Genomic DNA, 12,859 nt, shown 5'->3' with positions numbered 1-12,859 from the left:
GGCGCCAACGGGCGCCCGCCCCCTTCCTCTCCCTTTCCAGCCCTCGACATGACGCTGCGCGACGACCGAACGCCCGCCCTCCGGGACGCCACTCATCTCCTTCGCCGCCTCAATCCCCATTGCACGCGGGCGCTTGAAGCCGCCGCGAGCCTTTGCCAGACACGACTCGCGGACGAGATCGCCGTCGAGCACTGGATGCTGAAGCTGCTCGAAGCGGACGACGGGGACATTCCCGCAATCCTGCGGCACTACGATCTCGACATCGACACCGTTTGGGATGCCCTGATCCAGGTGATCGATCGCATGCCGCGCACGCTGCGCGGCAAGCCCGCGTTGTCGCGACAGCTCGCCGCCGTCGTCGAAGATGCATGGGCGCACGCATCGTCCGACGATCCGGACGGCATGATCCGCTCCGGCCATCTGCTGCAAGCCGTCGTCGATGCGCCGCATGTGCTGCGCACGCAACGCGCGTGGCCGCTGCTGTCGGTCTCCAGCACCCAGATCCGCCGCGTGCTGCCGCGTTTGGGCCGGCGGTCCAGCGAGAACGACACTGACGACGCCGCGCCGCCGCAACGCGATGCTGTTCATGCGGCTCAGGTTGCCGGCCAGCAGACGGCAACCGCCGACGCACCGGTCAAGCATGTTGCGCCACGCTCGATCGACGGCGACGCACTCGCACGCTTTGCACTCGACCTGACGGAAAAGGCCAGGAACGGGGATATCGATCCCGTATTCGGGCGCGACCGCGAAATCCGGCAAATGATCGACGTGCTGGCCCGCCGCCGCAAGAACAATCCGATCCTCGTCGGCGAACCGGGCGTCGGCAAGACAGCCCTCGTCGAAGGACTTGCGCTGCGGGTGGTCGAAGGCAGCGTTCCGGAGACGATCCGGGACACGCGCATCCTGACGCTGGATCTCGGCTTGTTGCAGGCCGGCGCGGGCGTCAAGGGCGAATTCGAACAGCGGCTGAAGAACGTGATCGACGAGGTGCGCGCGTCCACCACGCCGATCCTGCTGTTCATCGACGAAGCGCACACGCTGATCGGCGCAGGCAACGCGGCCGGCGGCGCCGACGCGGCGAATCTGCTCAAGCCGGCACTCGCGCGCGGCGAACTGCGCACGATCGCGGCCACCACGTGGGCCGAGTACAAGGAGTACTTCGAACGCGATGCGGCGCTCGAGCGGCGCTTTCAGGTCGTCAAGGTCGACGAGCCGGACGACGACACTGCGTGCCTGATGCTGCGCGGGCTTGCCGACCGATACGCACGGCATCACGACGTCCATATCCGCGACGAGGCGATCGTCGCGGCCGTCAGGTTGTCACGCCGCTATATCCCGGCGCGGCAACTGCCGGACAAGGCCGTCGACCTGATCGACACGGCGGCGGCACGCGTGCGCATGGGTCTCGACGTGCCTCCGGCCGAACTGCAGCATGCGCGCGCAACGCTGGCAGCGCTCGCACTGGAGCGCGCCGCGATCGAAGCCGACACACGCGCCGGACTCCCGGACGCGACGGCCCGCCGCGAATCGATCGACGCATCGCACGATGCCATGCACGCCAGCGCCGACGCCCTGGAGCGCCAGTACGCGCGCGAGCGAGAACTCGTCGAATCACTGCGCGCCATCCGCCGTGCAGGGCATGCGCAATCCGATCCCGGGCCGATCGCGACGACGCTCCAGTCACTGTCGTCCGTTCAAGGCAAGGCGCCGATGATCTTTCCCGACGTCGATGCACAGGCGATCGCGCGCGTCGTCGCCGAATGGACCGGCGTGCCGGTCGGCAACCTGGTCGAAGACGAACTGAGGCGCCTGCTCACGCTCGAATCCGCGCTGGCTGCGCGCGTGGTCGCGCAAGACGATGCGATCGCCGAGCTGGCGGAAAGCCTGCGCACGGCGAAGGCCGGCCTGAAAAGCGAGCACGCGCCGCTCGGCGTATTTCTGCTCGCCGGCCCGTCCGGCGTCGGCAAGACCGAGACCGCGCTGGCGTTGGCCGACCTGCTGTTCGGCGGCGAAGCCGCGCTGACGACCATCAACATGTCCGAATACCAGGAAGCGCACACGGTATCGCAACTGAAAGGCTCGCCGCCCGGTTACGTCGGCTACGGGCGCGGCGGCATCCTGACTGAAGCCGTACGTCAGCGGCCTTATAGCGTCGTCCTGCTCGACGAGGTCGAAAAAGCGCATCGCGACGTGCTCGACCTGTTCTATCAGGTGTTCGACCGCGGCATGATGCGCGACGGCGAAGGGCGCGAAATCGATTTCCGCAATTGCGTGATCGTGATGACGTCCAACCTCGGCAGTGCGCAGATCGACGATGCGACGGCCGTCGATCCCGAAATCGCGCAAGCGGCGCTGCGCGAAGCGATTCATCCGCAACTGCTTGCACACTTCCAGCCCGCGCTGCTCGCGCGCTTCCAGACGCTGGTTTATCGGCCGCTCGACGCTACGGCGCTTGCGTCGATCGTACGGATCAAGCTGGCCAAGGTTGCCGAACGGCTGCATCGGCAACACGCCGTGACGCTGACGTGTGCGGACGACCTGATCGATTCGATCGCGCAGCATTGCGTATCGCGCGAGTCCGGTGCGCGCAACGTCGATGCGTTCATCAACCAGCGCATTCTGCCGACCGTTTCGCGTGAGCTGCTGACGCGCATGGCGTCAGGCATCACGCCGCACGCAATCGACCTTTCCGCGGACACGGGCGGCAAGATGACGATCAATTTCGTCGATGCGCCGTTGCCGGTCGATGTCGATCTCGCATCGCGGAACTTCGCATGACCGCCGGCCCCTCTCTCTACGACATGCTGCTCGGCCAGATCGGCGGCGAGCCGATCGACGCGTACGACGACAGGACGCTCGAATGCCTGAGCGTCCAGCAGAACGTGCGACGCATCCTCAATACGCGGGCCGGCGCGCTCAAGCATCTGCCCGACTATGGGCTGCCCGACCTGACCAACATCTACAAGGCGCTCCCGGCATCGGCGCACGTCCTCAAGCAGCAGATGGAAGCGACGCTCTTGAGATACGAGCCGCGGATCCGATCGATCGACGTCGAGATCATCGACAACCAGGATCCGGGGATCCTGGTCAGCTTCGAGATGACGTGCCATCTGAAGAACGCGGGGCTCGTCCGATTCGGCACGCACTTCGAGCCGCCCGGCCGCCTGCGTGTCGAGCGCCGCCTGCGCGGCCAGCATTGACCGGGCGTCAACGCCCCGCCCCATCCACGTGCGCCGCGAACCCCACCCTCTCCGGCGCGACATCTTCCTTCAGCGTCAGCGCCGGAATCTCGTAGTCCCCCGCGTTCTGCCTTCGGAACGGAATCGGCGGCGTCGCCCACAGGCTGTCGAGACGTTCGCCGAGCGCGTCGCGCGTCTGCGCAAACCGCGCGTCATCCATCTTCCCCGACCGGTAGATCACGAACGGCGGCAGCACGTCGAACCCCGGGTAATACAGGATTCCGTGCTGGATCGGAAACAGCACGTCGTCGATCGGCCCGTTGATGCCGCGCGGGCCGTAGTGCGACTCCCACCCGCCTGTCGTGACGACCAGCATCGCGCGCTTGCCCGCGAGCGACCCTTCGCCGTACCGGTCGCCCCAATGCGTATCCGAGTGCTCGCCGACGCCGTACGCGAACCCGTACGCATACACGCGCTCCACCCAGCCCTTCATGATCGCCGGCATCGAGAACCACCACATCGGAAACTGCAGGATCACCGCATCGGCCCACTTCAGCTTCGCCTGTTCGTGCGCGATGTCGTCGCGCTGCGTTCCTTGCGCGAACGCGCGCTTCGAATCGAGCGACGGATCGAAACGCGCGGCGGGCGGCCGGTCCGTGACATCGTCGCCGTCGAGCGTCGCCTTCCAGTTCATCGCGTACAGGTCGGACACCTGCACCGCATGGCCGGCAGTCTCGAGACGCTGCACGGCGAAATCCCGCAGCGCGCCGTTCAGCGACCGCGGTTCGGGATGGGCATAGACGATCAGCACATTCATGGCCAGACACTCCGTTGCTTGAATGTCGGCAGGATGCCGCGCCGCCAGGTATATTAGAAATGAATTTCCGGAATTCCAGGTATAGCGATGAACAATCTCAGACGACTGGACCTGAACCTGCTCGTCACGCTCGACGTGCTGCTGTCCGAGCACAACGTCACGCGCGCGGCCGAAAAGCTGAGCATGTCGCAGCCGTCGGTCAGCGTGCAGTTGCAGAAGCTGCGCGACGTGTTCGGCGATCCGCTGCTGCTGCCGGGCCCGCGCGGGATGCGGCCGACCGCGCGCGCCGAGGCGCTGCGCGAACCGCTGCGGGAAGCGCTCGACGCGGTCGAACGCGCGGTGATGCCCGCCACGCCGTTCGATCCCGCGACCGCGACGCACACCTGGAGCGTGGCCGCCACCGACTACGGCGAATCGACGATCGTGTTGCCGGCACTCGCCACGCTGCGGTCAGCCGCGCCCGGCACGCGGCTCGCGGTCGTCGAGCTCGCGCCGCCGCGCATCGAGAAACAGGCGGAACGCAGCGAGATCGACCTGGCGTTTCATACGACCGAAGGTTCGCCGGCGGGCATGCGGCGTCTGCCGCTGTTCGTCGAACGCTACGTGCTCGTCGGCCGTGCCGGGCATCCGAAGCTCAGGCGCCGGCCCACGCTCGCGCAGTTCGGCATGCTCGAACACGTGATCGTGTCGCCCGACGGCGGCGGCTTCGCCGGCGTGACGGATGACGCGCTCGCGAAGCGCGGCGCCACGCGCCGCGTCGTGCTGTCCGTGCCGCATTTCCTGTTCGTGATGTCGGCCGTCGCGAACACCGACCTCGTCGCGATGCTGCCCGAGCGTCTCGTGCGCGACGCACCCGCGCTGCAGGTCGTCGACGCGCCGGTCGAGGTGCCCGGCTATGAAATGTCGATGCTGTGGCACGAACGCTCGCATCGCGACCCGGCGCACCGGTGGCTGCGCGAGACGATCGCGGCGTCGGTCTGAAGCAGGACGCGTTGCCGGCAGCCGTCGCCGGTCGCCCCAGCCAATTCGTGCGATTCAGGGCTTGAAACCAATCGAATCACTGTATATATTTACAGTGCCTTTGGCCATATGACCCGATTTCAATCACTTTCGACGAACGGACTTTGTGAGGCGACCATGTTCCAGCCATCCGCTTTCGATCCCGAACAACCCGGCTTCAATCCCGTCCACTTCGAGCGCGCCGCGCAGCGGGCAGCCGTCGACCTGCAACGCGTCGTCGGCGGGCCCGCGCAGCGCGCGCTCGGCCTGCGCCGTCGCACCCACCCGGCCGCGGTCCGCACGCTCAGCTGGCAGGCGCTGCTCGACGTCGAGGACCTGGCGTTCTCCAATGCGGGGTTTCTGAACCGGAACGATCCGGCGGTGGTCGACGCGTTCATCCGGCTGCGCGACAGCCGGATGGTGGCCGCGGATGTCGACGAGCCGGTCGACTGGCGCCGCGACGACGACGACCTGCCGGCCGTCTACCTGATCGTGCGGGCCATGATCGAGGCTGAAGCGGAGGAACGGGCCGAAGCCGCGTAACCCGCTCACTGCGCGGTCACACCCCGGTCACAGCCGCGCCGCCAGCCGCGCGCCCTGATCGATCGCGCGCTTCGCGTCGAGCTCGGCGGCCAGTTCCGCGCCGCCGATCAGGTGCACCGCGCGCCCCGCCGCCCGCAGCGGCTCGACGAGCGCGCGCTGCGGCTCCTGGCCGGTGCACAGCACGATCGTGTCGACCTCGATCAGCTCCGGATCGGTGCGCTTCTCGCCGTACGACACGTGCAGCCCGCGCGCATCGATCCGCTCGTAGTTCACGCCGCCGATCATCTTCACCTGCTTCATCTTCAGCGTCGCGCGGTGGATCCAGCCGGTCGTCTTGCCGAGCCCCTTGCCGAGCGGCGCAGCCTTGCGCTGCAGCAGCGTGACCTCGCGGGCCGGCGGCGCGACCTGCGCACGCGTCACGCCGCCGCGCGTCGCGGCCGGATCGGTCACGCCCCACTCCGCCTTCCATTCGTCGAGATCGAGCGCGGGCGACACGCCGTCCTGCACCAGGAACTCGGCGACGTCGAAGCCGATCCCGCCCGCGCCGACCACCGCGACCCGCTTGCCGACCGGCTGGTTGCCCGCGAGCACGTCGATGTAGCTGAGCACGTTCGGCCCGTCCTGCCCCGGAATCCTCGGATCGCGCGGCACCACGCCGGTCGCGAGCACGATCTCGTCATAGCCGCCCGCGATCAGGTCGTTCGCGTCGACACGCCGGTTCAGGTGCAGCGCCACGCCCGTCAGCTCGATCTGGCGACGGAAATAGCGCAGCGCCTCATGGAACTCCTCCTTGCCGGGAATCCGCTTCGCCATGTTGAACTGGCCGCCGATGTCGGCCGCCGCGTCGAACAGGTCGACGCGATGGCCGCGCTGCGCGAGCACGGTCGAGCAAGCAAGCCCGGCCGGCCCCGCGCCGACCACCGCGATGCGCTTCGCCTGCGGCGCGGGCGTGTATTTCAGGTCCGTCTCGTGGCACGCGCGCGGGTTCAGCAGGCACGACGCGATCCGGTTCTTGAACGCATGATCGAGGCACGCCTGGTTGCAGCCGATGCAGGTATTGATCTCGTCGGCACGGCCCCGTGCGGCCTTGTTCACGAACTCGGCATCGGCGAGCAGCGGGCGCGCCATCGACACCATGTCCGCGCAGCCGTCCGCGAGGATCTGCTCGGCGACTTCCGGCCGGTTGATCCGGTTGGTCGTCACGAGCGGAATGCCGACCTCGCCCTTCATCTTCTTCGTCACCCACGCGAACGCGCCGCGCGGCACCGACGTCGCGATCGTCGGCACGCGCGCTTCGTGCCAGCCGATCCCCGTGTTGATGATCGTCGCGCCCGCGCGCTCGACCGCCTTCGCGAGCTGCACGACCTCGTTCCAGTCGCTGCCGTCCGGGATCAGGTCGAGCATCGACAGCCGGTAGATCAGGATGAAATCGCGGCCGACCGCCTCGCGGGTGCGCTCGATGATCTCGATCGGCAGGCGGATGCGGTTCTCGTACGCGCCGCCCCACTGGTCGGTGCGCTTGTTGGTATGCAGCGAGATGAACTGGTTGATCAGGTAGCCCTCGGAGCCCATGATCTCGACGCCGTCGTAGCCCGCTTCGCGCGCCAGCTTCGCGCAGCGCACGAACGCGCCGATCTGCCGCTCGACGCCGCGCGCGGTCAGTTCGTGCGGCGTGAACGGCGAGATCGGCGACTTGATCTTCGACGGCGCGACCGCGAACGGGTGATAGCCGTAGCGGCCGGTGTGGAGGATCTGCAACGCGATCTTGCCGCCCTCGGCGTGCACGGCGCGGGGAATCGCGCGGTGCCGGCGCGCGGCCGACGACGTCATCAGCGTGCCGCCGAACGGCTTGGTCCAGCCGGCCACGTTCGGCGCGAAACCGCCGGTGACCATCAGGCCGACGCCGCCGCGCGCGCGTTCCGCGAAGTATTCGGCAAGGCGCGGCAGCGTCTTGCGGCTGTCCTCGAGGCCCGTGTGCATCGAGCCCATCAGCACGCGGTTCTTCAGCGTCGTGAAACCGAGGTCGAGCGGGGCAAGCAGGTGGGGAAACGATGTCGTCATGATGGCGTGGCCGGAAAAGCGGTGAGCGTCATCGTAGGGCGCGCGCGACGTTGAACGTGAGGGGGCAAACAGCCATAATGCTTGTCATTTTCGGCCAAACAGACATGACTTCCCCGCTTGCCAAGGACCGCCTCGGGCTGCGCCGGCCGACGATTCCGGTCGCGTATCCGCGCCTGCTGCTGCAGGTGCTCGACGCGCGCGGCGTCGACCTCGCCGCGGTGCGCGCCGGCACGGGCCTGCGCGACGCGGTGCTGGCCGAGCCGGACGCGCGCGTCGCGCCGTCGCAATGGGGGCGGCTCGTGCTGAACGCGATCGAAATCGGCGGCGATCCGGGCATCGGTCTCGCGTTCGGGCTGCAGCTCAAGCCGACCGTGCACGGTTTTCTCGGCTACGCGACGCTGACCGCGCGGGACATCCGCGCGTCGCTGCAGGTGACGATCCGCTACTTCCGGATGCGCAACCGCCAATATCGCCTGACCTATGCCGAGGACGAAAACGGCGCGACGCTCGAACTGCACGGCGTGCAGGCGAGCCCCGTGCTGCAGCACCACGTGATGTTCGAATTCGTGCTGACCGGGCTCGCGCGAAACATCGCGCAACTGTCCGGGCGCGCGTCGCCGGACATCGCGCTGCAGTTCGCGTGGCCGGAGCCCGCCTACTTCGCCCGTTACCGGCGCCAGTTGCCGCCGGTGCGCTTCGGCTGCGCGGCCAATGCGCTGTGGATCGCGCGCGACGTGCTGGACTGGCCGCTGCCGCTGGCCGACGAGGTCGCGCACCGGCAGGCGCTGGTGCAGGTCGAGCGGGAATACGCGCAGGTCCGGCAGGAGGAAGGCGATCTCGTCGAGCGCGTGCGGGCGGAGCTGGCGCGCGCGGCAGGCGGCTATCCGGGGCCGGAGACGCTCGCGCAGCAGCTGCTCGTGTCGACGCGCACGTTCAGGCGGCGGCTCGAGGAAGCCGGCGCGAGCTACCGGCAATTGCTCGACGAGGCGCGCTATCGGGATGCGAAGCAGTTGCTCGCGGCGTCGGATCTCGACCTGAAGACGATCGCCGAGCGCCTGCAGTTCACCGACCCGGCGAATTTCACGCGCGCGTTCCGGCGCTGGGCCGGGCAGACGCCGAGCGCGTATCGGGAGGCGGCCGCCGGGCTGGCCGGCACGGCCCGGCATCGCGAAGGCGGAGGCACTTGAGACGTTGCGCCCGGCGGACGGGCCGATCACGACGCCGGCGTTCTATTAATACGATGTACTGATGTATCGACAGACGCCGACGCCCACGAACCGCGACCTCGGCAACCGCCGGCCGGCTAATCTCGGCGCGCGGCGTCGCCGACGCTGATCGTCGCGCCGCCGATTCCACCGGCCGCCTCGATCCGCACCGGCCCCGACGCGCGGACGATCGCGTCGTACACGCGCTCCGCGACACACACGATGGGCACCTCGATCGCATACAGCTCGGCGGCCACGATCGCGCCGATCGAGATGATCAGGTCCCGCTCCTTCAGCACGATGCCGACGGGCCCCGTACCATTGCGCACGGCTTCCGCGAGCACGCTGCTGCTCGAACTGGACCCCTTCGCATGCGCCATCACCATGATCCTGCCGGCGAGGCTTGCGCCGACGAGCGGATGGCCCCGGTCGATGATCCGCCCCGCGGCCGCATCGTAGCCGCCCCAGAAACTGAGCGGCTTGTCGAGCACGAGCACGTCCGCGAACGCGTCGCCGGCGACGAGCGTATCGCCCGACAGCACCGTGCCCGTCGTTGCATCGCGACCGTCCGCCGACGCCGAACCGCCACCATATGCTTCAGTCATCGAATCGCACCTTTCCTTCGAACGCGGACCTGACACACTCGCTCATGCTGCCGTACGCAACCGTCACGCCGATGTTCGCGGGGGCATACGACGCCCATTTCCCGGAATTGGTCATGACCAGCCCGGTCAGTTGCTTCATCACGGGCGTGATGTACGTGCACGTATCGACGACGATCTGGACGCCGCGCGCCTCGAAGCGGCTCGCGAGGCCAAGCTCGCCCAGTTCCCACAGGATGAACCGGCTCGTATTCACGTAGAAATCGCATGCCGGCTTGCCGTCGAAACGGTCGAGCAGTTCGTCGAGCCGTTGGAATTCCGCCAGCGAGAAATGCGGCGTGCCGAGCGCCACCGCGACGAGCGCGTCGCCCGCCGCGCCCTGGTTCAGCGTGCGACGGATCTCGTCGAGATCGGCCATCGACACGTCGACCGTTCGATGCGGCGCACGTCCATGAAGCGCGGCGTCCAGCGTCGGCGCCTCGGGCGTCACGCCGACCGCGTGGAACAGCGCGACGGCCCCGCTCGACGCCGCCGCCGCGCCGAGCGCCTTGAGTTCGTCCTCGCTGGTGTCCGCCGGCAGGCCGACGATCACCGGCACGATCGCGCCCGCGACCTTGCCCACCAGCAGGCCAAGCGCGGCGAAGTAGATGTCGCGCGACGGCAGACGGCTGAAGTCGGGCGCCGTGAATACGATCCGCCCTGCGCGGTTCGCGTCGACGTGCAGGCCCGCGTACGGCGCACGGCCCGTGATCGCGGCGGCGAGGTCGAGAAAGTCGCCGTACCGGCTCGTGCGCGCACCGAGCACCGAATTCGCGAACACGATCGCATTGGATTCGGCCCACGCGATCTGCTGGCCTTTCGCCGGACGGTTCTTCAGCTGATACGGGGCGCACGTGAAGCTGGATTCGCACCCGAGCTGCAGATGGGCGTCCATCAGGCGCTGCGCATCGCGCTGGATCGCGCGGTCGCCGTGGTACAGCTCCGGATGGATCAGGTCGAGCGATCCGACGTTCAGCGTCGTCGGCACCGCGACTTTTGCGCCCGTCGCGACGAAATATTCGACGAAGTCGAGACTCGTCCTGCCGTGGTACAGGCAGCCGTCGATATGCGCGGACGTGATGTCGATGAGATCCGGCGCGGACATGACCTCGGCCGTGCGCGAGACGATCCGCATCGCGCGCGCGACGCCCTCGCCGAAGTCACCATGCAACATCGCCTGATCGCGATCGCTCAATTGCAACATCGGGTCGCTCCTCCTGACTCGCTCGACAGGCGCCGGCCTGCGTTACGCGTCGGAGGAATGTACAACTGGAAACAAAAACCGTCCAGATCGGTCCTCTACCAGTCCAATCCCAGACCACATCATCGATTCGACCGGCCTAATCCCCCGATTCAGGTAGCTGGCCGGCCCCAATGGCTCGATTTTGTTTCCAGTCGATCGGGATACGGATTGCGTCCGGCGGAAATTTCCGTGCGCGGCTTTCGGCGCACGCCCCGCTTACCGCTTCCCCGTCAGGGTGAACAGTTCTTCGCGCAGCGCCTTCGCGCGCCCTTCGCCGAATTGCGCCTCGAATTCATCCTGCGCGGCCTGCCATGCGCGCTTTGCGTGCCCGAACGTGCGCTTCCCGAGTTTCGTCAGGTTCAGCGCATGCGCGCGCGCGTCTTGCTCGGACGCGCCCGCCGCGACGAGCCCGTCGCGCTGCAGCGGCTTCAGCGCGCGCAGCAGCGTCGTGCGATCCATCACCAGCGCATCGGCCAGGTCGCTCATCAGCACGTCGGGCCGGCGCGACAGGATCGCCATGATCGAAAACTGCGCCGGCGTGACGCCGAGCGGGCTCAGGTGGCGTTCGTAGATCTGCGTGACGAACCGCGTCGCCTGACGCAGCGCGAAGCAGTTGCACGCACCGGCAATCTGAATATCGTCCATGCGTGGCAATCTATAAGTGCATATGCATAAAGTCAACGTATACTTCGCCGTACACGCCGGCGACGCGGCGCGCCCCCTTCTTCGACGTCGAGGACATGCACATGGACTACTTCGACAAGCTGCGGCTTTTCCGGTCGGTGGTGGAACTGCGCAGCTTCACCCGCGCCGCCGACGTGCATGGCCTCGCGCGCCCGGTCGTGTCGCGCGCGATCGCCGAGCTGGAGGCGCGCTTCGGCAGCCGCCTGCTGCACCGCACGACGCGCCAGGTGTCGCTGACCGAAACGGCCGAGCGCCTCTACGAGCGGTGCGCGGCCGTGCTCGACGAGCTCGACGCGCTCGAGGCGGAAGCCCAGACGCAGACCCGCGAGCCGGACGGCCTGCTGCGGCTCGTCGCGCACACGACCGTCGCGCTGAACCGCCTCGTGCCGCTGATCGCCGGCTTCAAGGCCGCGCATCCGAAAGTGCGCCTCGACGTGACGCTGACCGAGCGCCCGGTCGATCTGGTCGGCGAAGGCTTCGACATCGGCATCGTCGTGCCCTACATGCTGACGAGCGAGACGACCGTCGTGCGGCTGCTCGAGCGGATTCCCGTCGTGATCGTCGCGACGCCGCGCTATCTGGAGCAACACCCGCGCCCGGCCACGCCCGCCGACCTCGCCGACCACCTGTTCGTGTCGATGTCGCCGGCACTGCGACGCCCGGCGCTGGCGTTCCGCGTCGGCGGCGACACGCTGACCGTGCCGTTGCGCTTCGACGTCGCGTCCAACAGCCCCGTGTTCAACCGGGAGATGGTATTGCGCCACTTCGGAATCGGCGTGGTGCCGCGCGCGCTGGTCGAGGCGGAACTCGCATCCGGCGCGCTCGTCCGGCTGCTCGAGGATGCCGATCTCGTCGACGCGTTCGTCGAGATCAAGCTCGCCTATGCGAACCGCGCGCTGCTGCCGGCGAAGGTGAAGGCGTTCATCGCCTATGCGGCGACCTACGGCGACGCAGGGGAAGCGCCCGTCCGACCGATTGATACAACCGGCGCACCAATCTGATCGCGCCCGGCGCATCGCTTCACGCCCGCTCGCCCACTAACATGTGCACATGCACAAGTACACGCTCACCGATGACGACTGTTTCGCTGTCCGGCAGGCCGCCCGCCGGATCTCGCAGTTCTACGAGCGTTACCTGTCGCAAGCGGGCGTCACCGCGTCGCAGTACAGCATCCTCGCGCTGCTGCGCGAACGCCCCGGCCTGACGATGGCGGCGCTGTCGGCCGTGCTGGTCATCGAGCGCACCGCGCTGCTGCGCGCGCTCAAGCCGCTCGTCGGCGCGGCGCTGGTCGCGGGCCGCTACGCGGGCGACGGCCGGCGGCTGAGCTTCGCGCTGACCGGCGACGGCGAAGCGAAGATCGCGCAGGCGCATGCGCACTGGCTCGAAGCGCAGGAAGCGTTCGAGCAACGGTTCGGCCCGTCGGAAGCGGCGCGGCTGAGAGACGAACTGTTCCGGATCACGCACAACATCCCGGAGCGTTGAAGCAA

At 68.0% G+C, this 12,859-nt stretch carries 12 protein-coding genes; 7 read left to right on the top strand and 5 right to left on the bottom strand.

Annotated features, from left to right (window positions below; all coding sequences use genetic code 11):
- Window positions 1–48 precede the first annotated feature (48 nt).
- Both tssH and tssE read left to right on the top strand, forming a co-directional pair.
- Complete coding sequence (gene tssH, locus KY49_RS25710; RefSeq protein WP_042587266.1) at window positions 49–2,778, top strand: type VI secretion system ATPase TssH; 2,730 nt, start codon at window positions 49–51, stop codon at window positions 2,776–2,778.
- Window positions 2,775–3,200, top strand: a complete 426-nt coding sequence (gene tssE, locus KY49_RS25705) for a type VI secretion system baseplate subunit TssE (protein ID WP_042587265.1) — start codon at window positions 2,775–2,777, stop codon at window positions 3,198–3,200. Before tssH ends, tssE begins: the two co-directional genes overlap by 4 nt.
- A 7-nt stretch (window positions 3,201–3,207) precedes the next feature.
- Here tssE and KY49_RS25700 read toward each other — a convergent pair whose 3' ends face one another.
- The gene (locus tag KY49_RS25700) at window positions 3,208–3,996 is read right to left on the bottom strand and encodes an NAD(P)H-dependent oxidoreductase (protein WP_042587264.1); all 789 of its coding nucleotides are present in this window, start codon (window positions 3,994–3,996) and stop codon (window positions 3,208–3,210) included.
- A gap of 87 nt (window positions 3,997–4,083) precedes the next feature.
- Between KY49_RS25700 and KY49_RS25695 the strand changes: the two genes are divergently transcribed.
- Window positions 4,084–4,977, top strand: a complete 894-nt coding sequence (locus KY49_RS25695) for a LysR family transcriptional regulator (protein ID WP_042587263.1) — start codon at window positions 4,084–4,086, stop codon at window positions 4,975–4,977.
- Between the two features lie 156 nt (window positions 4,978–5,133).
- Complete coding sequence (locus KY49_RS25690; protein WP_042587262.1) at window positions 5,134–5,538, top strand: DUF2471 family protein; 405 nt, start codon at window positions 5,134–5,136, stop codon at window positions 5,536–5,538.
- 27 nt (window positions 5,539–5,565) lie between these two features.
- On the opposite strand, the gene KY49_RS25685 is transcribed toward KY49_RS25690, so the two are convergent.
- Window positions 5,566–7,599, bottom strand: coding sequence for an NADPH-dependent 2,4-dienoyl-CoA reductase (locus KY49_RS25685; protein ID WP_042587261.1), 2,034 nt, complete (start codon window positions 7,597–7,599; stop codon window positions 5,566–5,568).
- A 77-nt stretch (window positions 7,600–7,676) separates the two neighbouring features.
- Here KY49_RS25685 and KY49_RS25680 point away from each other — a divergent pair, with 77 nt between their 5' ends.
- Window positions 7,677–8,786, top strand: a complete 1,110-nt coding sequence (locus tag KY49_RS25680; RefSeq protein WP_042587260.1) for an AraC family transcriptional regulator — start codon at window positions 7,677–7,679, stop codon at window positions 8,784–8,786.
- 116 nt (window positions 8,787–8,902) lie between these two features.
- On the opposite strand, the gene KY49_RS25675 is transcribed toward KY49_RS25680, so the two are convergent.
- From KY49_RS25675 to KY49_RS25665, 3 genes are all read right to left on the bottom strand, one after another.
- Window positions 8,903–9,409, bottom strand: a complete 507-nt coding sequence (locus KY49_RS25675) for an aconitase X swivel domain-containing protein (RefSeq protein ID WP_042587259.1) — start codon at window positions 9,407–9,409, stop codon at window positions 8,903–8,905.
- Entirely contained in the window at window positions 9,402–10,649 is a 1,248-nt protein-coding gene (locus KY49_RS25670) for an aconitase X (RefSeq protein WP_042587258.1), read from the bottom strand. The genes KY49_RS25675 and KY49_RS25670 overlap by 8 nt, the downstream gene beginning before the upstream one ends.
- A gap of 255 nt (window positions 10,650–10,904) precedes the next feature.
- Window positions 10,905–11,333 carry a MarR family winged helix-turn-helix transcriptional regulator gene (locus tag KY49_RS25665; RefSeq protein WP_042587257.1) on the bottom strand — a complete coding sequence of 143 codons (429 nt, stop codon included), beginning with the start codon at window positions 11,331–11,333 and terminating at the stop codon, window positions 10,905–10,907.
- A gap of 101 nt (window positions 11,334–11,434) precedes the next feature.
- Here KY49_RS25665 and KY49_RS25660 point away from each other — a divergent pair, with 101 nt between their 5' ends.
- Window positions 11,435–12,373: a LysR family transcriptional regulator gene (locus tag KY49_RS25660; RefSeq protein WP_042587256.1), complete on the top strand. Its 939-nt coding sequence runs from the start codon at window positions 11,435–11,437 to the stop codon at window positions 12,371–12,373.
- Window positions 12,374–12,422: 49 nt separating this feature from the next.
- Complete coding sequence (locus KY49_RS25655; RefSeq protein ID WP_010098074.1) at window positions 12,423–12,854, top strand: MarR family winged helix-turn-helix transcriptional regulator; 432 nt, start codon at window positions 12,423–12,425, stop codon at window positions 12,852–12,854.
- Window positions 12,855–12,859: the final 5 nt, after the last annotated feature.

It is taken from the genome of Burkholderia sp. MSHR3999 (assembly GCF_000833595.1).
Taxonomy (GTDB): domain Bacteria; phylum Pseudomonadota; class Gammaproteobacteria; order Burkholderiales; family Burkholderiaceae; genus Burkholderia; species Burkholderia ubonensis.
This window is presented reverse-complemented; position numbering and strand designations above follow the sequence as displayed.

Coding starts and splice junctions, on each gene's coding strand:
- tssH (WP_042587266.1), top strand. CDS start 49: ATGACGCTGCGCGACGACCGAACGCCCGCCCTCCGGGACGCCACTCAT.
- tssE (WP_042587265.1), top strand. CDS start 2,775: ATGACCGCCGGCCCCTCTCTCTACGACATGCTGCTCGGCCAGATCGGC.
- KY49_RS25700 (WP_042587264.1), bottom strand. CDS start 3,996: ATGAATGTGCTGATCGTCTATGCCCATCCCGAACCGCGGTCGCTGAAC.
- KY49_RS25695 (WP_042587263.1), top strand. CDS start 4,084: ATGAACAATCTCAGACGACTGGACCTGAACCTGCTCGTCACGCTCGAC.
- KY49_RS25690 (WP_042587262.1), top strand. CDS start 5,134: ATGTTCCAGCCATCCGCTTTCGATCCCGAACAACCCGGCTTCAATCCC.
- KY49_RS25685 (WP_042587261.1), bottom strand. CDS start 7,599: ATGACGACATCGTTTCCCCACCTGCTTGCCCCGCTCGACCTCGGTTTC.
- KY49_RS25680 (WP_042587260.1), top strand. CDS start 7,677: ATGCTTGTCATTTTCGGCCAAACAGACATGACTTCCCCGCTTGCCAAG.
- KY49_RS25675 (WP_042587259.1), bottom strand. CDS start 9,409: ATGACTGAAGCATATGGTGGCGGTTCGGCGTCGGCGGACGGTCGCGAT.
- KY49_RS25670 (WP_042587258.1), bottom strand. CDS start 10,649: ATGTTGCAATTGAGCGATCGCGATCAGGCGATGTTGCATGGTGACTTC.
- KY49_RS25665 (WP_042587257.1), bottom strand. CDS start 11,333: ATGGACGATATTCAGATTGCCGGTGCGTGCAACTGCTTCGCGCTGCGT.
- KY49_RS25660 (WP_042587256.1), top strand. CDS start 11,435: ATGGACTACTTCGACAAGCTGCGGCTTTTCCGGTCGGTGGTGGAACTG.
- KY49_RS25655 (WP_010098074.1), top strand. CDS start 12,423: ATGCACAAGTACACGCTCACCGATGACGACTGTTTCGCTGTCCGGCAG.